Here is a 25334-nt window from a genome sequence, read left to right as displayed (position 1 = left end):
AGACCTGGAGAAACCGACATGACGTTCGACACGAAAAAGCTGGAAGAGCTTCGAGCAAAATACGGCGAAGGCCACGGCGGCAGCATCCATGATCCGGAATTTCGCGCCGTCGCCGACCGGATCTTTTCCGCAAGCGGCACGCGCTCGGCCCCCTATGCGGGCGTTCCGACGCTTCTCGATGCGCCGCTGGTCCACATCGATGCGGACAATCCGGATTTCGGCGATCTTCAGGTAGCGCTGATCGGCGTGCCGATGGATCTCGGCGTCACCAACCGTCCGGGCTCCCGCTTTGGGCCGCGGGCACTGCGCACGATCGAGCGCGTCGGTCCCTATAATCACGTGCTGAAGACCGCGCCGACCTTCGAGATGAAGGTGGCCGATATCGGCGACGTGCCGTTTCGCAGCCGCTACCGGCTGGAGATGAGCCATGACGATATCGAGGCGCATTTCAACAAGGTGATCGATGCGGGCGTGATCCCGTTGTCGGTCGGCGGCGATCATTCGATCACGCATCCGATCCTCAAGGCGGTCGGCCGCGACCGACCGGTCGGGATGATCCATATCGACGCCCATTGCGATACGGGCGGCGCCTACGATCTCACCAAGTTCCACCATGGCGGCCCGTTCCGCAACGCGGTTCTCGACGGCGTGCTTGATCCGACACGGGTCATCCAGATCGGCATTCGCGGCGCGGCGGAGTATCTCTGGGAGTTCTCCTTCGAAAGCGGGATGACCGTCATTCATGCCGAAGAGATCGGCAAGATGGGCATCGACGCCGTCATCGCCAAGGCGCGCGAGATTGTCGGCGATGGCCCGACCTATCTCTCCTTCGATATCGACAGCCTCGATCCGGCCTATGCGCCGGGCACTGGCACGCCTGAGATCGGCGGGCTCACCAGCCGTCAGGCTCTCGATATCCTGCACGGGCTGAAGGGTCTGAATTTCGTCGGCGGCGACGTCGTCGAAGTGGCGCCGCAATACGATACGACCACCAACACGGCCCATGCGGGCGCTCAGATGCTGTTCGAAATCCTCAGCCTGATCCGTTTCAGCCCCGCTCTGAAGGACTGATCGCTCAAGCCTTCTGACAGTAATGCGCCGTCGGTGCGTTACTGTCAGGCTCGGCAACGCCTGGCTGCGGCGACACGATCGGCTTGAACAGGCTCCGGTCGGGCTTGAGATCAAGTAGTGGCGTGCCATCGAGGCAATCCATGCCGCGCACCAGAAGCATATTGCCCTCGACGCCTTCAAGAACCACGATCGACGTCCCGATCGGGTTCGGCCGCACCGGTGAGCGCAGCGAGAAGGTGCCGTGCACCTTGCCGCTGCTGGCGGGGCTCTGCAGAACCAAATCGCGGCGCGCCTGGTGCAGCCAGTAGAGGATTTCCAGCCTTTCGAAATTCTCAACGCCCTTCAGTGCCGCAACCCAGGGCTCGAAGATCTCGATCCGGCAGACCGGTCCGCTATGGCTGCCCTGACGCGGCGTTTCGCTGCGTGCGGTCCAGGGGGTCGAAATGCGTCCGATGAAGATCAGCCCCGCATCGTTCGCCTCCGGCGGCGTGACCTGAACCTCGTTCTCGCGGATGCCGTTATCCTGCGCCATGTCATTCTCCGATCAACTGGTTCTGCTCCACGTTTCGCGAAGCAACCAGATCTCCCCAGCATGGCCGAAATACTGCTGTTTCGCAAAATGTGAAGCTGCGCGGAACAGTTTCCCTGTTTCCGGATTTCTTATTGCGAATAATTTGCAACTACGATCTTTATGTGCGAATGAATTGCAATTGCAACAACGAGAGCACGATCGACGATGGATATCCGATCCCGAATGAATTCCAGCGGCTGGCTCAAAAGCGGCGGTGATGCCTCGCTGATGGATGTTCATCGCTCGATCCCGGTGCGCGGACAGGGATCGAAACTTCGGCGGGCCTTCGCGTTCTTCGGTCCGGGTTATCTCGTCGCCGTCGGCTACATGGATCCGGGCAACTGGGCGACGTCGCTCGCCGGCGGTTCGCAGTTCGGTTACCTGCTCCTGTCGGTCGCACTCTTGTCGAACATCATGGCGATCGTGCTGCAATCGCTCTGCGCCCGGCTGGCGGTCGCTTCCGGCCGCGATCTCGCCCAGGCCTGTCGCGATGCCTTCCCGCGTCCCGTCGCCTACATGCTCTGGCTGTTTGCCGAAATCGCCATCATCGCCACCGATATCGCCGAGGTGATCGGCACCGCGATCGGTCTCAACCTGATCTTCGGCATTCCGCTGGAAATCGGTGTTCTCATCACCGCGCTCGATGTCTTCCTCATTCTCTACCTGCAGAAGCTCGGATTCCGGTTCCTGGAAGCCTTCGTCATCGGTTTGCTGGGCGTCATTACCGCTTGTTTCGCCATCCAGATCGCCATGGCGGACCCGAACTGGGGCGAGGTCATTCGTGGCTTTGCGCCGACCACCGAGATCGTCACCAATCCCAACATGCTCTATCTGGCGCTGGGTATTCTCGGCGCCACCGTCATGCCGCATAACCTTTATCTGCATTCCGGCATCGTCCAGACCCGTAATTACGGGGACAGCGTCGAGGAGAAGCGGGAGGCGATCAAGTTCGCGACGATCGACAGCACCGTCGCCTTGATGTTCGCGCTTCTGATCAACGCATCGATCCTCATTCTGGCCGCCGCCGCCTTCCATGCCAACGGCCATACGGCGGTGGCGGAACTCGGCGATGCGCATAATCTTCTCTCACCGGTTCTCGGCTATGCCATCGCGCCGACGCTGTTCGGCATCGCGCTCCTGTGCTGCGGCCTGAACTCGACGGTGACGGCGACGCTTGCCGGCCAGATCGTCATGGAAGGGTTCCTGCATATCCGGCTGGCAGCCTGGGTGCGGCGGCTGATCACCCGCGGCATCGCCATCATTCCGGCAGCCGCGGTCACCATCCTCTACGGCGATGGCGGCACGGCGGAGCTACTGATCCTGACTCAGGTCGTGCTCAGCCTGCAGCTGTCCTTCGCGGTCTTCCCGCTGGTGATGTTCACGTCGGATAAGCGCAAGATGGGCGTGTTCGTCGCACCTCTCTGGCTGCGTGCCTTTGCCTGGCTGATCGCCATCGTCATCGGCGCCCTCAACATCAAGCTGCTGGTGGATTTCGTCCTGTAACCGGAAAAGCCATCGAGCCCAGAATGTGTTCGGCCGTGCGAGCGATCGTCTCGGCGGCCGCTCCCTTTTTCCAGGCAAGCGACAGATGCATGTCGTAGGCCTCGGGAAGCGCGATCGCCGCCATCCGCTCGTCCGGCTGTGGAATGGCCCAGAGCGGCAGAAGCGCGATATAGCCGTGATCGCTCACAAGATTGGCGATGACGGGAATGGAATCGATCTCGACGAAGGTGAGTGCCGCCCGTTCGTCCGGGGTCAGGATGTCCTCGGTCAGCAACCCGAATTTCTGCCGCAACCCGCTTTTGAGGCTCGGCAGCGCGATCGGATGGCGCAGCAGCAGTTGCCGCAGATCGCCGCGATGGTCGGCGATCACGTCGGCTGCTCCCACCATGGCAAGTGCGCTGCGCGAAATCACCCGGTGCTCGACGCCGGGCGGCATGTCGAGCGTGTCGACCAGCACGAGATCATACGTCCGGTCGGTGATACCGGACAGAAGCTCCTCGGCATTGGTGCTTGAGATGTAGAGCGGCCGTCGCGGCATGTGCTTCGGCCAGTCGGCGGCAAGTTTTGCGAGGATCCGGGCAATCAGGCTTTCGCGTCCAAGCGGCGTCACCGAGCCGACGCGGGTCGTCGATGCGGCACGCCGGAACCGGTCGCCGGCATGGTCGGAAATCTTCAGCCAGATCGCTTCGAGCTCTTCTCCGAGAGCGATCACCCGTTGCCCGCTTACATTCGGAACAGCGCCGGCGGCCGCCCGGTCGAGAAGGGGAAGACCCAGATCCCGCTCGAGACTGCGGATTTGCCGCGTCAGTTGCGGCTGGCCGATGCCGATCTCCTGTGCCGCCCGCCTTATGCTGCCGCTGCGCCCGACCACCAGGAAACGCTGCAAGGCCAGAAGCGGCACGGAAAGCCGGGCTCCGTCTGCGGGCGAGCCCTCCTGGTCGCCGAGACCCGAGAGCTCGCCGACCAGCATGGCCGCCCGCTGCAGATCGCGGCCGATCCGCACGCCCTCAAGCGTGGGCTGGATGCGGTTGCCTGATGTCGTCGTCAGCGGTGTGGCGATATGAAACTGCAGCCGTGCCAGCGCGGCGGAGACGCTGGAGACCGGTCGGTCCAGCACTTTCGCCGTTTCGCGGATGCCGCCCAAGGCCAGCACATGATGGGCGATCAGCAGCGAGGCAAGGTCCATGACGGCTTCCGGGTGAGCATATAAGAGGATGACAGCAATGATATCGTGCGTTCACGATATGGGATATCCCTCTGCCAATCAAATTCTCCTAGTCTGCCCCCAAGCGGTTCCGATCGAACGCGCGCCCCAAGGCTAAAGGGCTCAAGGCTGAAGGAGACAGGCCGATGTCGGATTTCGATCTTGTTCTGAAAGGCACGCTGGTTCTTGCCGACCGCATCGTTCCCGAAGGTTATGTGGCGGTCCGCGACGGTCTGGTTGCGGCTGTTGGTCAGGGCCAGATGCCGTCTGCCCACGATAGCCACGATCTCGGCGCGTCGCTGATCCTTCCGGGTGCGATTGATGCGCAGGTGCATTCGCTTTCGCAGAAGAACCAGGAGGATTTCATCTGGTCGACCCGCTCGGCAGCAGCCGGCGGCGTCACCACCATCGTCGACATGCCCTATGACGAGGGCAATCTCGTCTGCTCGGCGGATGCCGTGCGAAGCAAGGTCGCTCATGCAGAAAGCCAAGCGCGGGTCGATTTCGCGCTTTATGGCACGGTTGATCCGCAGGAGGGCGCCGTGCGCATTCGCGAACAAGTGGAAGCCGGTGTCGCGGCCTTCAAGTTCTCCACGTTCGGGACAGATCCGAAGCGCTTTCCGCGCATCTTCACGCCGCTGATGGCCGAGTGCTTTGCCGCCATCGCGCCAACCGGCCTGACGGCCGGCGTCCACAACGAGAACGACGAATATGTCCGCTCGGCGATGGCTGAGGTGAAGGCCTCCGGCATCACCGATTACCGTGCCCACGAAATGTCGCGTCCGCCGCTGACCGAGCTTCTGGCGATGACCGAGATCTACGAGATCGGTGCCGCCACAGGCTGTCCGGCCCATGTGGTGCACTGCTCGCTTGGTCGTGGTTACGAGATCGCCGCCGGATACCGCGCGCAGGGGCATCGCGCCACGGTCGAATGCCTGATTCATTACCTGACGCTCGACCAGGAAACCGATGCGAGAAGGCTCGGCGGCAAGTCGAAATGCAATCCGCCGATCCGGCCGCGGGCGGAGGTGGAAAAGCTCTGGCGACATCTGGCGGCCGGCAATGTCACGCTTCTTTCGACCGACCACGTCAGCTGGTCGCTCGACCGCAAGACCAATCCGGACATGCTCGCCAACGCCTCCGGCCTGCCGGGTCTCGAAGCCATGGTGCCGCTGTTTATCAAGGGTGCGCTGGAACGCGGTGTGTCGCTCACCTGGGCCGCGAGGCTGATGGCGCTCAATCCCGCCCGGCATTTCCGGATCGATCACGTCAAGGGCGCGCTGGAAGTCGGCAAGCATGCGGATATCGCGGTGCTGACGGCGGAAGAGCATGTGTTCGACGCGTCGAAGACCGGCAACAACGTCGTCGGATGGTCGCCCTATGACGGAATGACCTTGCCCTACAAGGTGGCCGGAACCTATCTTCGCGGCGCACTCGCCTATGACGGATCGACGGTGGTGGCCGAGCCCGGCACCGGCCGGTTCGTGCGGCCCCCGGCCAACCTTTCACTTCAGGATTTTTGATCGCATGACCTCCAATCTCTCAGTCAACGCCGATCGTATCGCAGCCGATATCGAGGCGCTGGCTGATATCACCGAGCCGGACAGGCCCTGGACGCGCCGGGCCTTCACGCCAATGTTTCTCGAGGGCCGCGCTTACGTCGAAAAGATCTTTCGCGAGGCCGGGCTCGAAACGAAGATCGATGCCGCCGGCAACATGACCGGGCGGCGCAAGGGAACGGTGGAAGGCAAGGGCACGATCATGCTCGGGTCGCATTCGGATACGGTGCCGAACGGCGGCCGGTTCGATGGCATTGCCGGGGTGATTGCTGGTCTCGAAGTGGCGCGTTCGCTCAAGGATGCCGGCATCGCGCTGGAACACGATCTGGAAATCGTCGATTTTCTCGCCGAGGAAGTCTCGATCTTCGGTGTGTCCTGCATCGGCAGCCGCGGCATGACCGGCGTTCGGCCGCCCGAATGGCTGGAGCGCAGCACCGATGGTGTCACGCTCGCAGACGGCATCCGTCAGGTCGGCGGCGATCCGGACACCGTATTCACGCGCACCGATATCAAAGCCTTCCTCGAACTGCATATCGAGCAGGGCACGGTGCTGGAGCGCGAAAACGTCGATATCGGCATCGTCGGCGCCATCACCGGCATTTCCCGTTTCGAAATCCTGGTGGAAGGCCGTGCCGATCATGCCGGCACCACCCCGATGAATGCACGCTATGATGCGCTGGGGGCCGCATCGATCATCGTGCTCGGCATCGAAGAGATCGCCCGGGAGCTTGCGTCGGGCAAAAGCTATTTTGCCGGCACCGTCGGCGAGTTCTCGATGGAGCCGAACGCCGCCAATGTCATCCCCTCGCATGTCCGCATGCTGATCGATGCGCGTGCCGTCGATGACGCGGTGATGGACGAATTCGTCGCTTCCGTCACCGCGCTTTGTGCACAGACGGCCTCGGAGCGCAGCGTGACGATCGCCGACCCGCGGCGGGTGTCGCATGCGGCGCCGACGCCGATGTCTGAGATGGTCACCGGTGTGCTTGCCGAAAGTGCGCAGCGGATCGGCGCGACCAGCCGGCCGATGGTGTCGGGCGCCGGTCACGATGCGGCGTTTCTGTCCAAGGTGGCGCCGGCTGCGATGATCTTTATCGCCAGCAAGGATGGCCGCAGTCACGCGGCGGAAGAATGGTCCGACAACGACGATATCGCGCTGGGCGCTGCCGTTCTCTACGAGGCGGTCTTGGCACTCGACAAACAATAGGGGCAAGGGCATGGGTCGCATACTGACGGAGAAGGATGTCGAGGCGGCGGTGCGCGGCGGCTCGGTCTATGCGGCGGGCGGCGGCGGCTGGTCGGATCACGGCCGCATGCTCGGCTATGCCGCCGTCTCGGTCGGCAGGCCCGAACTCGTGACCATCGACGAACTGTCCGACGACGACTGGGTAGCAACGGCTGCCGCGATCGGCGCACCGGCCTCGACCACCGCCTGGGAAATGCAGGGCATCGACTATGTGAAGGCGGTGCAGCTGCTGCAGGATGCGCTCGGCGAAAAGGTTGCGGCGCTGATGATCGGCCAGAACGGCAAGTCCTCGACGCTTAACGGCTGGCTGCCATCGGCCATCCTCGGCACCAAGGTGCTCGACGCTGTTGGAGACGTGCGCGCCCATCCGACCGGCGACATGGGCTCGATCGGCATGGCGAATTCGCCCGAACAGATGATCCAGACCGCAGTCGGCGGCAACCGGGCGGAAAACCGCTATATCGAACTCGTCGTGCGCGGCGCCACCGCCAAGGTCTCGCCGATCCTGCGCACCGCCTCGGACATGTCCGGCGGCTTCATCGCCTCGTGCCGCAATCCGCTGCGCGCCTCCTATGTGCGCAACAATGCAGCGCTCGGCGGCATCAGCCTGGCGCTGACGCTCGGCGAGGCGATCATCGAAGCCGATGCGAAAGGTGGATCTGCCGTCATCGACGCGATCGTCAGGACCACCGGCGGGACGATCCTGGTAGAGGCCGAGGTAACCGCCAAATCGGTCGTCTATACCAAGGAAGCCTTCGATGTCGGCACGATCACGGTCGGTTCAGGCGACGGGGCGATCACGCTGCATGTCATGAACGAATACATGGCGGTGGACGATGCCGGCGGCAACCGGCTCGCAACCTTCCCTGATATCATCACGACGCTCTCTCCGCAGGGCGAACCGATGAGCGTCGGTCAACTCGAGGTCGGCATGGCGGTGTTTCTGCTGCATGTGCCAAAGACGCTCATTCCGCTGTCGTCCAGCGTCAAGGATCCGTCGGTTTACCCGATCTGCGAGACGGCGCTGGGAATCAGCATTGCGGATTATGCGCTGGGATAGGGCGGAGCAGACCCCGCCCCAAACCCCTCCCCACAAGGGGGAGGGGCTTAACCTGCCGCACTGTCACAGCCTTTTTGGGACGCGACAGTGCCGCAGATTTTCTCCCCCCTTGTGGGGGAGATGGCCGGCAGGCCAGAGGGGGTCTGGCTGCCCCTCACCCTAACCCTCTCCCGCGAGCAGGGAGAGGCGACGTGCCTCGATTCGGGCAGGGAGCGTGCAGCAGGTTTTCTCCCCCCTTGTGGGGGAGATGGCCGGCAGGCCAGAGGGGGTTTTGGCTTGCCCCTCATCCGCCTGCCGGCACCTTCTCCCCGCGCGCGGGGAGAAGGACGCAAGCCGCTCGCTCCCTGCCCGAATCGGGGCACGTCCCCTCTCCCCGTGAGCGGGGAGAGGGTTAGGGTGAGGGGCAGCAACGCGACGAGAGAACAGGTGAGGGGCTAAGTCCCCGACATCAAAGAGGACACGATCCACATGCCAAAGCCCAACCCGCGCCATCCGAACTTCCCGATCCCCGGCGGGCCCGAACTGCGTGCCAAGGGCTGGCGGCAGGAGGCTCTGCTGCGGCTTCTGGAAAACGTGCTGGCAGTGGGCGAGGATCCGGACAATCTGATCGTCTATGCGGCGCTCGGCAAGGCGGCGCGCAATTGGGCGGCGCATGAGGCGATCGTGCGCACACTGAAGACGATGGACGAGGATCAGACGCTGATCATCCAGTCCGGCAAGCCGGTCGGGTTGCTCAAGACCCATGACAAGGCGCCGCTCGTCATCATGGCCAATTGCAACATCGTGGGGCAGTGGGCGAAGGCCGAGTATTTCTACGCGCTGCAGGAAAAGGGTCTGATCTGCTGGGGCGGGCTGACGGCCGGAGCGTGGCAGTATATCGGCAGCCAGGGCGTCATTCAGGGCACCTACGAGATCTTCATGCGGATCGCCGAGAAGCGCTTCGGCGGCACGCTTGCCGGTCGCTTCATCCTGACCGCCGGCCTCGGCGGCATGGGCGGCGCGCAACCGCTTGCCGGTCGCATGGCGGGCGCTGCGATCCTGGTGGTCGATATCGATCCGGAGCGGGTCGCCAAACGCCGTGAGATCGGGTTTCTCGATGAGGTCGCGCCGGATCTCGATACGGCGCTTGCGATGATCGATGCGGCGGTAGCCGACAAACGTGCCGTCTCGATCGGCCTCGTCGGCAATGCCGCCGACATCTACCCGCAGATCGTCAAACGCGGCATCGTGCCCGATATCGTCTCCGACCAGACCTCGGCGCATGATCTCGTCTATGGCTATGTCCCCAAGGGGATGAGCCTTGAGGAAGTCCGCCGGCTTCGCAAGGAGGGCCAGGGCCAGCTGATGGCGGCAAGCCGCGCCTCGATCGCCGATCATGTCCGCGCCATGCTAAGCCTGCAGGAAAAGGGTGCGGAAGTGTTCGACAACGGCAACCTGATCCGCACCCAGGCGCGCGAAGGCGGCGTTGCCAACGCCTTCGACATTCCGATCTTTACCGAAGCCTATCTGCGGCCGCTCTTCTGCAAGGCGATCGGACCGTTCCGCTGGATGGCGCTGTCGGGCGAGGAAAGCGATATCGCCCGCATCGACGATCTCGTGCTCGAGCTTTTCCCGGATAATTTCATCGTCACCAACTGGATCCGGCTGGCGCGCGAAAACGTGCCCTTCGAAGGCTTGCCAGCACGCATCGCCTGGCTCGGGCATGGCGAACGCACCAAGCTCGCGTTGGCCGTGAACGCGCTGGTCGCAAGCGGCGAACTTGCCGGGCCGATTGCCTTTTCGCGCGACCATCTCGATGCAGGCGCCATGGCGCATCCCAATATCATGACCGAGAACATGAAGGACGGATCGGACGCGATCGCCGACTGGCCGCTGATCAACGCGATGACGATGTGTGCGTCGATGGCCGATCTCGTCGTCATCCATTCGGGCGGCGGCGGATATGCGGGTTACATGACATCTGCCGGTGTCACCATCATTGCCGATGGCACCGAAAAGGGGGCGGAACGGCTTGAACATTCGATCACCAACGATACCTCGCTCGGCATTATCCGCTATGCGGATGCCGGCTATGACGAGGCGATCGAGGCTGCCGAAACGGCCGGTCTTAAATTGCCCTAGAACGGGTCTTCGTTAAAGCTTTGGAGGGGTGCGTTAACCTTTTGTTAACCACCCCGGCGCTACATCTAACGTCAACGATTTGTTTACGTAGATGACCAAAGTGCTAACAGACGCTCGCTCAATCCGTATCAAGGGCCGCTCGTTTTTGGCGGTCGTCTTGTCCCCCGATCTGCCGCTCGACAACTGGCTCTCGCGCCTTGACGATCTGGCGGCCCGCTCGGCCGGCTTCTTCTCGACCGGCCGGTCGTGCTCGATATTTCCGAGGTCTCGATCGACAAGATCGAGCTGAAGGACCTGCTCGAACAGCTGGCCGAACGCAATGTCCGGATCATGGGCATCGAGGGCGCTCGCCCGTCGATGCTTGGCCCCGGCATGCCGCCGGCGATGCGGGGCGGCAAGGCTGCATCCGATTTCGAAGTCCCGGAAAAGTCCGAGGATAAGTCGGCTCAAGAAAGCTCCGGACAAGTTGGCGCTGCTACCAAGCAAGGTGCCAAGCAGCCGGAAACGGATACCGACAGTCAGCTCCGCAACGAGCCGATCAAGGTTGCCGAAGTCCGGCCGGTCATCCAGTCGCTGGTGATCAACGAGCCGGTTCGCTCCGGTCAGTCGGTCATCTTCGCGGAAGGTGACGTGACCGTTATCGGTTCGGTTGCCTCCGGTGCCGAAGTGATCGCCGGCGGTTCGGTGCATGTCTACGGCGCAATACGCGGCCGGGTCATGGCTGGATCACTGGGGAATGCAACGGCTCGGATCTTTTGCCGCAAGCTCGAGGCCGAACTGGTCGCGATCGACGGCATCTACAAGATGGCCGAGGACATGGACGCAAGCCTTCGCGGGCAGCCGGTCCAGCTCTGGCTCGACGGCGACATCATCATGGCAGAAACGCTCAGTTAAGAAATGAAAAAAAGCAAATGATAACGGGCCGGCAGGACACAGGAGAGATTGGTATGGGGAAAGTCATAGTTGTGACTTCGGGCAAGGGAGGGGTCGGTAAGACAACCTCGACCGCGGCTCTCGGCGCAGCGCTTGCCAGCCGCGGCGACAAGGTCGTCGTCGTCGATTTTGATGTCGGGTTGCGTAACCTCGATCTCGTCATGGGTGCCGAGCGCCGGGTCGTCTACGACCTCGTCAACGTCATTCAGGGCGATGCGAAGCTTCCGCAGGCTCTGATCCGCGACAAGCGCCTCGACAACCTGTTCCTGCTGCCCGCCTCGCAGACACGCGACAAGGATGCCCTGACATCCGAAGGCGTCGAGCGCGTGATGGCCGATCTGAAGCGCTACTTCGACTGGATCATCTGCGACAGCCCTGCCGGCATCGAGCGCGGTGCGACACTTGCCATGCGCCATGCGGATATGGCCGTCGTGGTCACCAATCCGGAAGTCTCCTCGGTGCGCGACAGCGACCGCATCATCGGTCTTCTCGATTCCAAGACGCTCAAGGCCGAAAACGGCGAGCGGATGGAAAAGTATCTTTTGCTGACCCGCTACGACGTCAACCGTGCCGAGCGTGGCGACATGCTGAAGGTGGACGACGTTCTGGAAATCCTGTCGATCCCGCTGATCGGCATCATTCCGGAAAGCATGGATGTGCTGCGTGCCTCCAACATCGGTGCACCGGTGACGCTGGCCGACGCCAAGAGCGCTCCGGCCCAGGCTTATTTCGATGCCGCGCGGCGTCTCGCCGGCGAGGTCCTGCCAATGACCATCCCGGGCGAAAAGCGCGGTCTCTTCGGCAAGATCTTCGGAAGGAAGGCCGCATGAACATGTTCCGCCTTTTCAACAGGCCGAAATCGGCGCCCGCGGCCCGCGAGCGTCTCCAGGTACTGCTTGCTCATGAACGCATGGTTGTCGGCACCGATCTGGTCGCCGTGCTGCGCGAGGAAATTCTGGCCGTCATCGCCAAACACGTCCAGCTGGACGCCGACCGCGTAACGGTAAAGATGGATCGCGACGAGCACTGCACCATTCTGGAGATCGACGTCGAGATCCCGCTCAATGCGAGCGCCCAGGTCGCAGCCTGAACGACCCTAACGAGTTAGCCTCCCAAGGCTGGTTTGAAAGGCGGGTATGTCCGGCGGGACATGCCCGCCTTTTGCGTCGTCCCAGCGGACTTCCAGATGGCCGCCGAGCGCCCGGACACCCTTGTCGATGGCTTTGAAATCCGGGTAGCGGCTCTTGTATCCGCGGGTCTGGAAATACTGGCCGGTGCCGGCCTCTTCATCCATATCGCGCATGATCCACCGGCTGGCGTAGCAGCGGCTTCGCAGCTGATCGAGCGCCGGAATTCCGGTGAGCTTGTAGGGCTTCCGGCTGCGGCGAAAACCGTAATAGCGGGCCGCCGCCTGGATCCGGTCCCAGCTGACGCCCGGAAACGCGTCGCAGATCTCTTTCCGGTCTGCGGCGGGATAGAGCCTGCGCAATTTCTGCCGGGCCGACCATCCCCAGGCCTGCCGGCGTGGTGCAAGACCCAGTCTCTGGCAGCGTGTCTGTATGGCCTTTTTCGACCGGGCATGCAGAACCTGGCTTATGGCAAAGTAATCGGGATGAAAGATCCGGCAGATCAGGTCTTCCTCATCCGTCCAGAGCTTGTGTCCGCTGACGGTGAAGCCCGAACGCAGTATCTTCAGTCGTGTCCGCTCGGTGAGAGCTAAGTCTTTCGCAAGCTGCGCCAGGTCCATCGCAGGGTCCTCTGACGCTGGCGGCTATGGCTTCTTGACGTTCAGCGCCCGGAATGAGTTGAACGTTCCTCCCTTGTCGGTGAACAGGTCCACAAGCGGCTTCGGCAGACCGTTCAGCTCCCGCAGCTTGAGCGCGAGGAAGGCAAATTCGAGCTTGAGGCGATCGATTTCCTGCGCCCGGGCATCGAGAATGCGTGCCTCGATCTCAGCTTTCTGGCGAAGAAGATCATCCAGTACGGACATGACAACGCTCCAAAATATGACGTTTGAATTTGGCTTTCTTGAAAAATTGCATGCGGGAAAAACCGTGTGCGGTCACACGTTCGGACAAGCTGTCACGGAAATTCGATTTTGCCAATCGCCGTCGCCATTTCCAACGTCACCCGATTCTGATGTCGCTATGCTGGCGCGTGTTTACAGAGGTGCTATACAGGCCAATGATTTAGGTAGGCGTCTCGGGCAGTCGCAAATGCGAGACGTCACGATCGCGGCCAATGACCATGCCTTCGGAGTGCCAGATGAATTTCCATTCGCCCTATAGCCACGGCTTCATTCGCGGCGCCGCCTGCACGCCCGTCTGCGAACTCGGCGACCCGGACTTCAACGCGCGTGCGACGCTGGATCTGGCCCGTGAAGGTCACGCGCGCAGCGTTGCGCTGATGGTGTTTCCGGAACTTGGCATTTCCGGCTATTCGATCGACGATCTGCTCGGCCAGGACGTTCTACTCGATGCGGTCGAAAGCGCGCTTGCAACGGTCGTCGAGGAAAGCAAGGCGCTGCTTCCCGTGCTTCTTGTCGGCGCACCGCTGCGTCACGAAGGACGTCTGTTCAACTGCGCCGTCGTCATCCATGCAGGCCGCATTCTCGGTGTGGTGCCGAAGACCCATATCCCGAATTACCGCGAATTCTACGAGAAGCGCTGGTTCGCATCCGGCCGCAGCGTGCGCGACATGATGATTTCGGTTGCCGGACAATCGGTGCCCTTCGGCATCGATCTGCAGTTTGCCGCTGAAAATATCCGCGATTTCATCTTCCACGTGGAGATCTGCGAAGACGTCTGGCTGCCGGCGCCGCCGAGCGATTTCGGCGCGATGGCCGGTGCTCTGATCCTCACCAACCTGTCGGCCAGCAACATCACCGTCGGCAAGGCGGAGATGCGCAAGCTGCTTTGCGCCACCCAGTCGGCGCGCAACTTTGCGGCCTATCTCTATTCGGCGGCCGGCCCCGGCGAATCCACCACCGATCTCGCCTGGGACGGCCAGGCCTGCATCTACGAACTGGGCGATCTGTTGGGCGAGACCGAGCGTTTTCCGGCCGGCCCGCAGATGTGCGTCGCCGATATCGATGTCGAGCGGCTGCGTCTCGAGAGAATGCGCACCGGCACGTTCAACGATGCCGCAACGCTGCATCTGACGGCAGGCAAGACGTTCCGGCGCGTCCTGTTCGACTTCGAGCGGCCGCAAGAAACGCTTGATCTGGAGCGGGCCATCCAGCGCTATCCGTTCGTGCCTTCAGATCCGAAACGGCTCGATCAGGATTGCTACGAGACCTTCAACATCCAGGTCCAGGGCCTGATGAAGCGGTTGAAATCGACCGGCATAAAGCGGCTCTGCATCGGCATCTCAGGCGGCCTCGATTCGACCCATGCGCTGCTGGTCGCAGCCAAGGCCTATGATCAGCTCGGCTGGCCGCGCACCGATATTCTCGGCTTTACCATGCCGGGTTTTGCCACCGGCGACGACACGAAGTCGAATGCCTGGGCGCTGATGCGCGGCATGGGCATTACGGCCGAAGAGGTCGACATCAAGCCGCTTGCCACCCAGCTTCTGCACGATCTCAAACATCCGTTCAGCGGTGGCGAGCCGGTCTATGACGTGACGTTTGAAAATGTGCAGGCGGGTCTGCGAACCGATTTCCTGTTCCGCGCCGCCAACCAGCGCAACGCGCTTGTGCTCGGCACCGGCGACCTCTCGGAGATCGCACTTGGCTGGTCGACCTACGGTGTCGGCGACCAGATGAGCCATTACAACGTCAACGCTTCGGTACCGAAGACGCTGATCCAGCACCTCATCCGCTGGGTCATCGAGGCCGAGAGCTTTGATGACGAAACCAACGCGACGCTGCAGCGCATCCTCAATACGCTGATTTCGCCGGAACTGGTGCCGGCGGGCGCCGACGGGGCCATGCAGAGCACGGAAGACAAGATCGGTCCCTACGATCTGCATGATTTCACGCTCTACTATCTCACCCGTTTCGGCCTGAAGCCGTCGAAGATCGCCTATATGGCGCTGCAGGCCTGGAAGGATGTCGGCGCTGGCGCCTGGCCGTCGCATTTCCCGGAGGAGAAGAAGCGGCAGTTCGATCTGCCCGTCATCAAGCGCTGGATGGAGACGTTCCTGTTCCGGTTCTTCACAATCAGCCAGTTCAAGCGCTCCGCATCGCCGAACGGGCCGAAAGTGACGTCAGGTGGATCGCTCTCGCCGCGCGGCGACTGGCGGGCGCCGTCGGATGGCAATGGCCGGATCTGGATCAAGGAGCTCAAGGACAACGTGCCGGACGCATGACGTTCATCCTCCGCAACACGCAATTGTCAGGCGGATTCGGGAAACCGATCCACGCTTCAGGGGTTGTTCTTTCCTAGAGGTAACAGGGAAGGAGCTCAATTCATGGAACTCAACCGTCGAACCGTTCTCACCGCAACCGCTTTCACAGCGGCCGCTGCGGTGTTTCCAATTCCCAATATCGCACGGGCCGCCGCGCCGTTTGCACAGCCGAAGCTGCCATTCGGCGAGGGCGATCTGGCGCCGGTCATTTCCGCAAAGACCGTGGGCCTGCACTACGGCAAGCATCACAAGGCCTATTTCGACAAGCTGAACACGCTGTCGACCGGCACCAAATATGCCGACATGGATCTTGAGGCGATCGTTGTGGAATCAGCCAAGTCCGATGCCGATGCGGACAAGAAGATCTTCAACAACGCCGCCCAGGCCTGGAACCATGTGGCCTACTGGGATCAGTTCGTACCCGGTGGCCCGAACCGGCCGCAGGGCGAGGTTGCGACGACGATCAACGAGACGTTCGGCGACTATGATGGCTTCATCAAGCGCGCCGTCGATATCTCGGATACCGTGTTCGGCACCGGCTGGGTGTGGCTCACTCGGGATGACGCCGGCAAGCTGGCGCTGATCGGCTATGAGGACGGCAAGAACCCGATTGCTGTCGGACGTCCCGCCTATCTCGGCATCGATATATGGGAACATGCCTATTACGTCGATTACGAGAACCGAAAGCCGGAGCATATTCGCGCTGTCCTCGACAAGCTCGTGAACTGGCGTTCGGTCGAGGAACGCATGGCAGCCTGAGGCTGCGATGTTCCCTTTAGTCAACAGAGAGAGGAGTGCCCATGGCCCAGGATCCATTTGAACCCGTACCCGGCCCAATCCCGCCAACACCCGCTCCGCCGGTCCCTCCGATCGGTGAGCCGGAGCCCGACAGGTTGCCGGACGAAGATCCGGTGCCGAACCCGGATGAAAACGACGATCCGCCGCAATACGCCTGAGTTAGCGGCTCACCACGATGAACGGACGGCCGGTCAAGGGACCGGCTGTCTTTCTGTCTGCTTCGCCGGAAGGCGCCACAGGTTCGTCCGCTTTCCCCTCACCAGTGCCTGCATCGGCCGCTCCAGCGCTTCATAGGCGAGGACGCCGACCAGCGTGCCGGCGACTACGGCGATCGTGGTTGCCGCGACAGGCGGCAGGGATGCAGACGACAGGATCTTGACGGCGACCGAGACCGCAAACGTATGCCAGATGTAGATTGAGTATGACGCATCGCCAAGATAGGCGAGGGCAGGGATCTTTGGGACCGAGCGGCTCTTTTCAAGGCTGAGCGCGCCGGTCACCAGCATGATCGCAAGCGGTCCACAGGACCACGCATCGAATTCAAGCTTGAAAATCTGGATCGCCGCGAACCCGGCGATCGACAGGCAGATCAGCGCCAGCCCGATCGTGGCCGGCGGGACCGCGCCGCGCTGCCAGAGTTTCGCAAGTGCTGCACCTGCCACGAATTCCAGAATGACCGGGGCCGTGTAGAAGCCAACCGACGGATTTTCGGGCGGCATGACGAGGCCGATTGCGACAAGCGTTCCAAACACCAGTGCCAGCAACGGAAGCCGGGCCGATGGGCGCGCAAACAGGGTGAGCGCAAACACGGCGTAGAAGAAGATCTCGTAGTTCAGCGTCCAGCCCTGCACGAGGACAGGCCAGAGTGCGCCGGTGCTGGGCGAGGCAACGGGCAGGAACAGCAGCGAGCCCAGCACATGCGGCAGGCTCAGCACGAGGTTTGGAAACGCACCGGCGAGGGCGCCGGCGATCATCAGAAGCGTCGCCGCCCAGTAGATCGGCACGATGCGCAGCAGCCGGTTTTTGAAGAACTTGCCGGGACTTGCCGAGCGGGCGTCGCTGATCGCCATCATGATAAAGCCGCTGACGACGAAGAACACGTCGACACCCGCCGCACCGATGGTGAAGTGCAGGCCGCTTTTCTCGCCGGCATGAAACAGCACCACGGCCAGCGCCGCAAAGGCTCTCAGATACTGGATCGAATAGAGAGTAGGCATTGTCTTCACGTCCTTCGACGCCCGTTCGGGCGTGTCAGCCTGCCGGAATGCCCGGTTCGCCATTTTGCCCGCGCTCGGGCCCCGTGGGTGAATTCAGCATGAAACCGTATTGAGGGCGGTCCGCCTTTGCCTTGACCGGCTTCACCGCCAGCGTCAGACGACCGGCCATGAAGTAGAACAGGAAAGACCCGACCTGGTATGGGTTGAGGATGTCGATCTCCACAAAGGACCGAATCACAAGCAGGGTCGACAGGCCGACAAACAGCAGCGATTCCGGCGTGCGCGAGATGGTCAGCAGCCGTTTCAGATGGCCGGTGAGGCAGGCGATCAGGATGAAGACAAGCAGGCCCGTGCCGATGATTCCAGTCTCCACCATGCTTTCGATATAGGTGTTGTGGAAATGGAAACCGCTGCGGCCGGTGATGAAGAATTCCTGCCAGAGGCGTTCGGCCTCGGAGGCGCCTGGAACCCAGTATCCCTGGTAGCCCATGCCGATGATGGGAGACTGTGCAGCGGCGGCAATGCCCTGCTGCCATAGATAGGTGCGGCCCGTCAGGGTCGAGTCCTTGCCGAACACGCCGAGGATCGCATCCATCGCGCCGAACTGCAGCGCACCGACGATGCCGGCAAGCCCGAACACGAGCGCAATCGCAAAGAAGCCGCGTCGGTGCTTCGGCGAAAAGAACATGAACCCCTGCAGGCCGATGCAGAGCGCCACGACACCGGCCGTGGTGATGACAGAGGTCGCAGACTGCGAGGCGAGCAAGCAGTAGGCCGACAGGAGCGCGCCGCCGCCGGCACCGATCATCCAGATGCCGCGCATGCGAAACAGCATCACTGCCGCATAGGAGAAGATCACGCCGAGCGACGCGAAGAAACCCAGCTGGTTCTTGGAGGAAAATGCGCCGACGAAGCTGAACGTATTGTCCATCGCGTCCATCAGATAGGTGCCAAACAGGATCGAATAGACGAGCACGATCCCGGTTCCGATCAGGCCGCCGCGCAGCAGCGTCTTTGTGCTGAGCATCCGCATGGCAATCAATGCGCAGACGATATGCGTCAGATACTGGATGGCCGTGCGCAGCGACACGCCAAAGGCTGGCGACCAGAAAGCGGAGATGAAGCAGAAGATGCCGAACGAGAAGATCCAGAGAAACCGGGAATAGCGGCCCAGCACCCGTCGGTAGTCGGTCACGACCGGAAGGAACCATACGCCGTAATAGGCGAGGATCGAGATCTGCCCGAACCTGCTCGAATAGGCGAAGACGAAAAAGGACAGCGCGACAGCGGCAATCCCGTAAATCTCGTTCTTCTCCGGGTCGATCAGGGACGACTTGGCAATCTTCATCCGGTTACCCCTATTGCATCAGCAGTTCGGAGGTCACCTTCACCACGTCGCCCGGCATCAGACGGGCATTCTCGTCGACGGCCACTTCCTTGGGGCCGTCGCCTTCGTCGCGCACGACGGTGTATTTGATCGTCGCGGCTGTCTTGCTCGGGTCGAAGCGCAGCGCCTCGGCGGACTGTGCAACTGCCTCCGAGATCAGTTGGCGGCTGGTGGTCAGCTGCAGGCCGAGCTTTTCAAGTTCCGCTTCGGTATCCTGAAGCTCCTTTGCCCGGTCTGCTTCCCAGTCGTTGCGCAGGTTGATCTCGTCCTGGTTCGCCTGGCTGATATCCTGCTTTGCCTTCAAGGTCGACGTGTCGATGTCGAGCAGGGTCGACTGGATGCTGGCCGTGCGCTCCTCGATGGTCAGAAGGCGGCTGCTGGTAGCCAGACCCTGTTCGGTGAGCCGGGACATCTTGTCCCGGTTTTCCGACACGAGATCGAGCTGGCGCTGTTGCGTCTCTGTCTTTTGCGCGAGCGACTTCACTTCGCTTTCGAGAAGGCTGCGCAGCTCGTTGAGGGCCTGCAGCTGCAGCTCATAGCGGTCGCGGCGCGATTTCATCAGCGATGTCTCGCTGGCAATCAGCTGCGCGGCATTCGGCACGTCTTTCAGCTCCGCCGGGATCGGCAGATCGCGCGATCCGGAAACCTCGGCCACAAGCCGTGCCCGGCGGGCAATCAGGCGGCCGCGCTGGTTGTCGTAGACGGCAACGTCGCCCTGCGCGTTGATGAAGTCCTTGGCAAAGCGCTGACCCGCGTCGGAACGGCGCAAGCCGCCAGCAAGGCTTACCGCCTTCAGCACCGTCAGGTTCGGGGAATAGGGAAACTCTCCCGGGGTCGTGACGTCGCCTGCGAGATAGACCGGCCGGTACTGGCTGATTTCAACCGAGGCAGAGGGCAGGTTTCGAAGCGCAAACTTGTCGCGCAGCTGCTGGCCGATCAGACCGGCAACTTCAACGGTCGTCTTTCCGGCTGCGTCGAGATCGCCGATAAACGGAAGCGACAGCGCCCCGGACGGGCCGACCGTGTATTCGCCGCCGACCACGTCCCAGTCGCGCACGGTGCCATCGGCCGGCTGCCATTCGGCCACGCGGATGCGCAGCTTGTCCATGACGCCGAGCTTATAGCCGCCGCTGGCGGGACCGCTTGCGGCAGCCGCTGCAGGGGTCTTGGGTGCCGCAGCCTTGCCAGGTGTTGCGGTTTCGGCCTCAGTGGAGGTCTGTTGTGTGGTCTTCGGGGCTTTGTCCTGCGCCAGGACTGGCGCAACTGAACTCAGCAGCAGGGCGCCGGCTGCAAAAAGGAGCGCCGGCGAACCGCTTTTCGAATGATCGTTCTTCAACATCTACGGGTCCTTCAATCGCATTCAAACGCAAATCCGTGGGAGGTCGGCTTGCGCTTGTTTCGACTGTTGAGTTCGTCTGGTGACTTGTTCTTGGTTTTTCTTGCGGCCGGTGACCGACCAGGATTTCTCAGGCTATCAAAAGAAACTCAGATCAATAGCTGCCGCGGGCAAAGCAGACCGCAGGGATGGTCTTTGCAATGATGGCGATGTCGCGAACCAGCGACCAGTTCTGGACGTATTGCGTGTCGAAAGCGATGCGGGTCTCGTATGACACATCGTTGCGACCGCTGATCTGCCACAGGCCTGTGAGGCCAGGACGGGTGCGAAGGTAGTAGACGGCAAAGGCGTCATAGACTTTCAGTTCCTCGTCCACGACCGGACGCGGTCCCACCACGCTCATTTCGCCACGCACGATGTTGAGCAACTGCGGCAGCTCGTCGAGAGAGAGCTTGCGCAGGACTTTGCCAACCGAAGTCACGCGTGGGTCGTCTTTCAGCTTGCGCGTCAGACGCCATTCTTCCGCGGCATGCGGATTGTCACGCAGATAGTTGCGCAGCAATTCGTCGCCGTCGGTCGCCATGGTCCGGAACTTGAGGCATTTGAAAATGCGTCCGTTATGGCCAATACGGCTATGGCCATAAAAGGCCGGGCCCTTATCGGTGAGTTTCACCAGGGCCATGATCATCAGAAATAGCGGGCTGAACAGGATCAGCGCGCATGCAGCTGCGGTCATATCGAAGCTGCGTTTAGCGAGGCCACCGATCGGGAGGGTACCGAAGGCCTGGTCGGAGTCTACAAACGGCGAACTAGCCGAACGTGTCGCTGACTTCATAGAGGGTAACTCCATTTAGGTTTTGCGATAGTCGGTGATGCCTTTCGGCGGGTCTTTTCGTCGACAATTTGATAATAAGTCTGTGTTCGGAATTTGATGCCAGCCAATTTTTTCCGGGAGCGCTGTCCCGATGCGGGTCGATGCGCGCCAAAATCCGATCAGCACTCCGATTTTTTTACAATCGATTGAATAGCGACCCCAGGTCTACTGTTCTTTTCTGGCAACTATACCCGGAGTTAGAATAATACCCGTGCCATTAGCGTATTGGGGGGCTTCTGCGCAGGGCCAGTCCAGAGCTAAACCTGTGATTGCTTCTTTGAGCAGGGCCAGGAAGTAGCTTGCGTATAAGACCAAAGGCCTACGCATTTCGCACCGCAATACAATGATGCAGCGCAATATGGCTTCGTCGGGCCTCGTCACCTTTGTAACAAAAGTTGAACGCCGGTGACCCCGACTCTGCGACATCCAGGAGCGGAATGTTCCAGACGGCGAGCTTCACGTCCAAATTGTGGCGGAAATGCGATTGGGCGCTGTGGTACCAAGGTAAGAAACCATTCACGCTAATCGCAAGGAACTGCCGAGGCGGGTCGGGGAACCGGCAAACCTCACGAAAGTTTCATTAATACTCGGCATAGCAGATGCTGTATTGCTTGCATCCGACTACTGCCGGTCCTATCGTGACGGTGCAGGGAGGAGCCTGCGTCTAGAAGCCAAGAACTATAAGCTGCTCGGGAGGGCGATCATGTATGCGCCGCGCGTATTTATAAGTATCCTTTGCGTCCTGGTCGTTTTCGCGCTCGCGTCCTTTTTCATCAGCGGGTCCGTCTACACAGCATTTATACACACGCTCCTCTGCGCGGTTATTATCCAGGTGGGTTATTTCGTTGGCATCGTTTACCTCGTTCACCGCGAGAAGCTCGCGGGTAGCAGGGGTCGGACAGATACCGCCGTCGCTGCGCGCTCCAGAGAGGTTTCCAACCTTCCGTCCGACGTGACGTCACACCTGCCTGCCCGGGATATCTAGCCGGCGCTCTCAGTCCCATTTCGGTTTTTGTTGCAGTGCTTCCATATGGAGGCCATCTTCCTGCGTTCAGGTCCTCGCACGACGAACGATGGAGACAGTCTCATGGAGAGCGCAACGGCCCACCCCGATGTTCAGACGATTTGCGTCGTCATCGCAGCCAAGAACGCAGCAGACACGATCGCCACCGCCGTCCGGTCCGCGTTGCAGGAAGCGCTTGTCAGCGAAGTCGTCGTGGTCGATGACGGCTCGAGCGACGACACGGCCGGCGCTGCCCGCAGTGTGGATGATGGCAGCGGGCGGCTGCAGGTCATCTCGCTGGAGAAGAACCAGGGCCCGTCTGCTGCGAGAAACCGGGCGATCGCCGCTTCCAGTGCGCCGCTGATCGCCATTCTCGATGCGGACGATTTCTTCTTTCCCGGACGGTTCGAGCCAATGCTGGCGCTCGGCGACTGGGACATGCTGGCCGACAACATCGCCTTCATCTCCGATCCTGCCGCCGCAGTGCCGCCCCAAAAGTTCGAGTCGAGGGCGCGGACGATCTCGCTCATCGAATTCGTCGAGGGCAATATTTCCGAGCGCGGAAAGCCGCGCGGCGAGACCGGGTTTCTGAAGCCGATCATTCGTCGCTCGTTCCTCGATGCCCATCGTCTTCGGTACGACGAGGGCCTGAGGCTTGGCGAGGATTACGATCTCTATCTGCGGGCTCTGGCCAAGGGTGCGCGCTACAAGGTGATCGAGCATTGCGGCTACGGCGCCGTCGTCAGGGCCGATTCGCTCAGCAGCCGCCACCGGACCCATGACCTCAAGACGCTATACGAAGCGGATGAGGCGATCCTGTCGGATCCGCTCCTGCCGACGCAGGCAAGGGCGGTGATTACCCGTCACCGCGACCACATCCGGGAACGCTACGAGCATCGCGCCTTCCTCGATACCAAGTCGAATTCGGGGATTGTCGCGGCCGCTAGCTACATGTTCGGCCGGCCGCAGTTCCTGCCCTATGTCGCGCAGGCGATCCTGCTGGACAAGATGGAGGCAAGACGTGGCGGACCGGTTCCGGTCGCCACGCCGCATGCCATGCGCTATCTGCTTGCCGGGGTTCCGGCCGCAGCGGACCCTGCCGCCGTTCAGAAGTAGTCGCGACGGATCTCGTCCAGAACAGCGCGAAAACGCTGCTTCTTGTCTTGAAGCATCGCATCCGGGCTGAGCTGTGGCTCGGTCCGGCTGGCCTGCCAGAGCGCCAGGATCGACGGTGCCGCAAGGACCTGCTTCGCCATGCCGCGAAGGCCTGACTGAGCAGGAGCCGCAGGGGCAGCGGTCCGCGTCATCACCGATGCGTCTGCGCTTGCGGGTTCGTGATGGGCCGGCTGCTGGCCGCCGCCGCCGTCGAAGCTCATTCCCCAGAACTTGGTTTTCTTGGCCACTGCCTCGGCGCGCGTCGAAACCGGCACGAAGTGCGGATTGTAGGTCGCACCGACGGACTGTGCCCAGTCGTTCCACTTGAAATTGTTGATGGATCTGGATGTGCTCACCGCAATCCACGGCACCCGGAACGCATCGGCCAGGATCGCGCCGTGCATGGATTCGGCAACAATCATCTCGGACTGGGCAATCGCCCGGATGACCGATTTCGCCTCGCCGCGCGGGTCGAGCCAGGTCAGTCCGGCGGGCTCGCAGACCGATTGCCACATGCCGAATTCCGCCGATTCCCAATGGGGAACGAAGGTCTTCTTGTGGATCTTCGGCAGGTTCTGGAATTCCGGCATATCGGGGATGAGGGCCGCGGGGTCAGTGATCCCTCTGTCGAGGGGAAGACCGAGCTTCGCCGCCGTCAATGGTCCGCGCACGCAGCGCACGTCCCATTCGGGATCATTGATATCGGGTGCCTCGCCATAGCCATAGCCGCTGCCGATCACCAGTTTCTTCTGCCCGGGCGGAAGCAGGACGGGGTTGAGAACGGTACCGACGCCGACCAGCATCGTATCGGCGTGGACGTCGCGGAAGCCCGGAAGAAGATAATCCCAGAGCCACAGATTGAGGTCGTCGCCGAAATTGCCGTGGTGGGATGCCCAGTAATAAGGTTGCATGCAAGCCTCCTGATGGGAGTGAAGTCTTTGTAAAGAATGCGAAATTTACGTCGCCGAGCGCTCGCGCGCACCCATGCCGAGTTTCCCTGCGCCCAGTTCGAAGGCCGCGCGGATGAGTGCCGGATCACGCATCACCCACTTGGCCAGAAGGCCGAATTCCGGGCTCTGGCGCCGCTTCATCCGCCCGGCCTGGCTCCACAATGCCTGCCGTCTTGCGGTGTTCTTATACCCTGCAATCGAGGCGACGTCGCCCGGCCTGTTGCTGAAACGCTGTTCCAGCGTATCGAGCGCGACCCAGGTGTTGAACTGCTGGCGCAGGAATTCCGGCGACTGGTTGTCGATCGAGTGGAAAATGTTGATACCCATGCCGCGCGCAGCGCCCGGCTCGTCGCAGAGGATCGTCCGCTTCGATTTCAGGATGCAGTCGCAGAAGAACAGCACGTCTTCGGCAGCCAGTCTCAATTCAGGGTCGAAGCGGACAGCCTCGAAGACCGGGCGGGACATCACCATGCAGGTGAGATGCAGGAAACTCCAGTTGCGCAGCATGACGCTTGCCAGGTCCTGAAGCTCGATGATGAGCGGCTTTTCCGATAGCCGTGTGCCGGCTTCGGTCTTCTCCAGCTGCGCCATGCCGAAGTGGTAATAGAACTCTTCGCTCGCCTGCATCGAGGCCCAGTAGCACTCGGCGCCGAAGCGGCTCATGCTCTCGAATGCGTTGGTGAGATGATCCGGAAGCCACACGTCGTCGCTGTCGAGAAGCGCCACAAAACGCGTTTCGGCGGGCACCGCGTCCAGCCCGGTATTGCGCGCCGCCCCCGGCCCGCCATTCTTTTGTTCGATGATTCGGATGCGCTCGAGCCAGGTCGGATCGGCGTCCTGAAGTTCGATTTTTGCGTTATGGGGTGACTCGTCGTCCACGACGATGATATCAAAATCCACGAAGCTCTGGCTGAAAACAGATTGCAGGGCCCGGGTAAGGATACCCGGTTCCCGTTGATAAAATGGAATAATTACGGTGAATGTCGCCATGTTTCT

23 protein-coding genes and 1 pseudogene are annotated in these 25334 nt (G+C 61.6%); 14 read left to right on the top strand and 10 right to left on the bottom strand.

Annotation, left to right across the window (positions count from 1 at the left end):
• Positions 1 to 18: 18 nt before the first annotated feature.
• The gene (gene speB / locus ACQY1K_RS14980; RefSeq protein WP_430257742.1) at positions 19 to 1071 is read left to right on the top strand and encodes an agmatinase; all 1053 of its coding nucleotides are present in this window, start codon (positions 19 to 21) and stop codon (positions 1069 to 1071) included.
• Between the two features lie 4 nt (positions 1072 to 1075).
• On the opposite strand, the gene tsaA is transcribed toward speB, so the two are convergent.
• Positions 1076 to 1603: a tRNA (N6-threonylcarbamoyladenosine(37)-N6)-methyltransferase TrmO gene (gene tsaA / locus ACQY1K_RS14975; RefSeq protein WP_430257741.1), complete on the bottom strand. Its 528-nt coding sequence runs from the start codon at positions 1601 to 1603 to the stop codon at positions 1076 to 1078.
• 222 nt (positions 1604 to 1825) lie between these two features.
• Between tsaA and ACQY1K_RS14970 the strand changes: the two genes are divergently transcribed.
• Complete coding sequence (locus ACQY1K_RS14970) at positions 1826 to 3145, top strand: Nramp family divalent metal transporter (RefSeq protein ID WP_062581848.1); 1320 nt, start codon at positions 1826 to 1828, stop codon at positions 3143 to 3145.
• Here the strand turns inward: ACQY1K_RS14970 and ACQY1K_RS14965 are convergent.
• A complete protein-coding gene (locus tag ACQY1K_RS14965) occupies positions 3117 to 4331 on the bottom strand; it encodes a LysR family transcriptional regulator (RefSeq protein WP_430257740.1) in 1215 nt (404 codons plus the stop codon). The two genes, ACQY1K_RS14970 and ACQY1K_RS14965, sit on opposite strands and share 29 nt — an antisense overlap.
• Before the next feature lie 164 nt (positions 4332 to 4495).
• On the opposite strand from ACQY1K_RS14965, the gene ACQY1K_RS14960 reads away from it, so the two are divergent.
• The 7 genes and pseudogenes from ACQY1K_RS14960 to minE all read left to right on the top strand — a co-directional run bounded on the left by ACQY1K_RS14960 (position 4496) and on the right by minE (position 12358).
• Positions 4496 to 5872 carry a dihydroorotase gene (locus tag ACQY1K_RS14960; protein WP_430257739.1) on the top strand — a complete coding sequence of 459 codons (1377 nt, stop codon included), beginning with the start codon at positions 4496 to 4498 and terminating at the stop codon, positions 5870 to 5872.
• Positions 5873 to 5876: 4 nt separating this feature from the next.
• The gene (locus ACQY1K_RS14955) at positions 5877 to 7115 is read left to right on the top strand and encodes a Zn-dependent hydrolase (RefSeq protein WP_430257738.1); all 1239 of its coding nucleotides are present in this window, start codon (positions 5877 to 5879) and stop codon (positions 7113 to 7115) included.
• Between the two features lie 10 nt (positions 7116 to 7125).
• Positions 7126 to 8214, top strand: coding sequence for a DUF917 domain-containing protein (locus ACQY1K_RS14950; protein WP_430257737.1), 1089 nt, complete (start codon positions 7126 to 7128; stop codon positions 8212 to 8214).
• A 468-nt stretch (positions 8215 to 8682) separates the two neighbouring features.
• Complete coding sequence (locus ACQY1K_RS14945) at positions 8683 to 10335, top strand: urocanate hydratase (RefSeq protein WP_430257736.1); 1653 nt, start codon at positions 8683 to 8685, stop codon at positions 10333 to 10335.
• 91 nt (positions 10336 to 10426) lie between these two features.
• Positions 10427 to 11229 (top strand): annotated as a pseudogene (minC, locus tag ACQY1K_RS14940) (septum site-determining protein MinC).
• A 53-nt stretch (positions 11230 to 11282) separates the two neighbouring features.
• Positions 11283 to 12098: a septum site-determining protein MinD gene (minD, locus tag ACQY1K_RS14935; protein WP_062581861.1), complete on the top strand. Its 816-nt coding sequence runs from the start codon at positions 11283 to 11285 to the stop codon at positions 12096 to 12098.
• Complete coding sequence (minE, locus tag ACQY1K_RS14930) at positions 12095 to 12358, top strand: cell division topological specificity factor MinE (RefSeq protein WP_430257735.1); 264 nt, start codon at positions 12095 to 12097, stop codon at positions 12356 to 12358. Before minD ends, minE begins: the two co-directional genes overlap by 4 nt.
• A gap of 6 nt (positions 12359 to 12364) precedes the next feature.
• Here the strand turns inward: minE and ACQY1K_RS14925 are convergent, their stop codons facing one another.
• Both ACQY1K_RS14925 and ACQY1K_RS14920 read right to left on the bottom strand, forming a co-directional pair.
• The gene (locus ACQY1K_RS14925) at positions 12365 to 13015 is read right to left on the bottom strand and encodes a hypothetical protein (RefSeq protein ID WP_430257734.1); all 651 of its coding nucleotides are present in this window, start codon (positions 13013 to 13015) and stop codon (positions 12365 to 12367) included.
• 24 nt (positions 13016 to 13039) lie between these two features.
• The gene (locus ACQY1K_RS14920; protein ID WP_062461605.1) at positions 13040 to 13258 is read right to left on the bottom strand and encodes a hypothetical protein; all 219 of its coding nucleotides are present in this window, start codon (positions 13256 to 13258) and stop codon (positions 13040 to 13042) included.
• Between the two features lie 275 nt (positions 13259 to 13533).
• On the opposite strand from ACQY1K_RS14920, the gene ACQY1K_RS14915 reads away from it, so the two are divergent.
• From ACQY1K_RS14915 to ACQY1K_RS14905, 3 genes are all read left to right on the top strand, one after another.
• Positions 13534 to 15579, top strand: a complete 2046-nt coding sequence (locus tag ACQY1K_RS14915) for an NAD(+) synthase (protein ID WP_430257733.1) — start codon at positions 13534 to 13536, stop codon at positions 15577 to 15579.
• Between the two features lie 102 nt (positions 15580 to 15681).
• Positions 15682 to 16377: a superoxide dismutase gene (locus tag ACQY1K_RS14910; protein WP_062581865.1), complete on the top strand. Its 696-nt coding sequence runs from the start codon at positions 15682 to 15684 to the stop codon at positions 16375 to 16377.
• 41 nt (positions 16378 to 16418) lie between these two features.
• Entirely contained in the window at positions 16419 to 16574 is a 156-nt protein-coding gene (locus tag ACQY1K_RS14905) for a hypothetical protein (protein WP_092659468.1), read from the top strand.
• Positions 16575 to 16607: 33 nt separating this feature from the next.
• Here the strand turns inward: ACQY1K_RS14905 and ACQY1K_RS14900 are convergent, their stop codons facing one another.
• From ACQY1K_RS14900 to ACQY1K_RS14885, 4 genes are all read right to left on the bottom strand, one after another.
• Positions 16608 to 17633, bottom strand: a complete 1026-nt coding sequence (locus ACQY1K_RS14900) for an acyltransferase family protein (protein WP_430257732.1) — start codon at positions 17631 to 17633, stop codon at positions 16608 to 16610.
• Positions 17634 to 17667: 34 nt separating this feature from the next.
• On the bottom strand, positions 17668 to 18981 hold the full coding sequence (locus tag ACQY1K_RS14895; protein ID WP_430257731.1) for an O-antigen ligase family protein: 1314 nt from the start codon (positions 18979 to 18981) through the stop codon (positions 17668 to 17670).
• A gap of 10 nt (positions 18982 to 18991) precedes the next feature.
• Positions 18992 to 20359, bottom strand: coding sequence for a polysaccharide biosynthesis/export family protein (locus ACQY1K_RS14890; RefSeq protein ID WP_430257730.1), 1368 nt, complete (start codon positions 20357 to 20359; stop codon positions 18992 to 18994).
• Positions 20360 to 20510: 151 nt separating this feature from the next.
• On the bottom strand, positions 20511 to 21191 hold the full coding sequence (locus tag ACQY1K_RS14885) for a sugar transferase (RefSeq protein ID WP_062461596.1): 681 nt from the start codon (positions 21189 to 21191) through the stop codon (positions 20511 to 20513).
• Positions 21192 to 21933: 742 nt separating this feature from the next.
• On the opposite strand from ACQY1K_RS14885, the gene ACQY1K_RS14880 reads away from it, so the two are divergent.
• Together ACQY1K_RS14880 and ACQY1K_RS14875 are read left to right on the top strand one after the other, a co-directional pair.
• Positions 21934 to 22215, top strand: coding sequence for an exopolysaccharide production repressor protein (locus ACQY1K_RS14880; RefSeq protein ID WP_082472025.1), 282 nt, complete (start codon positions 21934 to 21936; stop codon positions 22213 to 22215).
• 102 nt (positions 22216 to 22317) lie between these two features.
• Complete coding sequence (locus ACQY1K_RS14875; RefSeq protein WP_430257729.1) at positions 22318 to 23349, top strand: glycosyltransferase family 2 protein; 1032 nt, start codon at positions 22318 to 22320, stop codon at positions 23347 to 23349.
• Here ACQY1K_RS14875 and ACQY1K_RS14870 read toward each other — a convergent pair.
• Positions 23340 to 24299 (bottom strand): polysaccharide pyruvyl transferase family protein, encoded by a 960-nt coding sequence (locus tag ACQY1K_RS14870; RefSeq protein WP_430257728.1) that lies wholly within the window; start codon positions 24297 to 24299, stop codon positions 23340 to 23342. The genes ACQY1K_RS14875 and ACQY1K_RS14870 overlap by 10 nt on opposite strands.
• A gap of 45 nt (positions 24300 to 24344) precedes the next feature.
• The gene (locus ACQY1K_RS14865) at positions 24345 to 25328 is read right to left on the bottom strand and encodes a glycosyltransferase family 2 protein (RefSeq protein ID WP_430257727.1); all 984 of its coding nucleotides are present in this window, start codon (positions 25326 to 25328) and stop codon (positions 24345 to 24347) included.
• Positions 25329 to 25334 lie beyond the last annotated feature (6 nt).

It is taken from the genome of Neorhizobium sp. IRS_2294, from assembly GCF_050500145.1.
GTDB classification, from domain to species: Bacteria; Pseudomonadota; Alphaproteobacteria; order Rhizobiales; family Rhizobiaceae; genus Neorhizobium; species Neorhizobium soli.
Note: the sequence above shows the minus strand (reverse complement) of the source record. Positions and strands in the feature narration are given on the sequence as shown.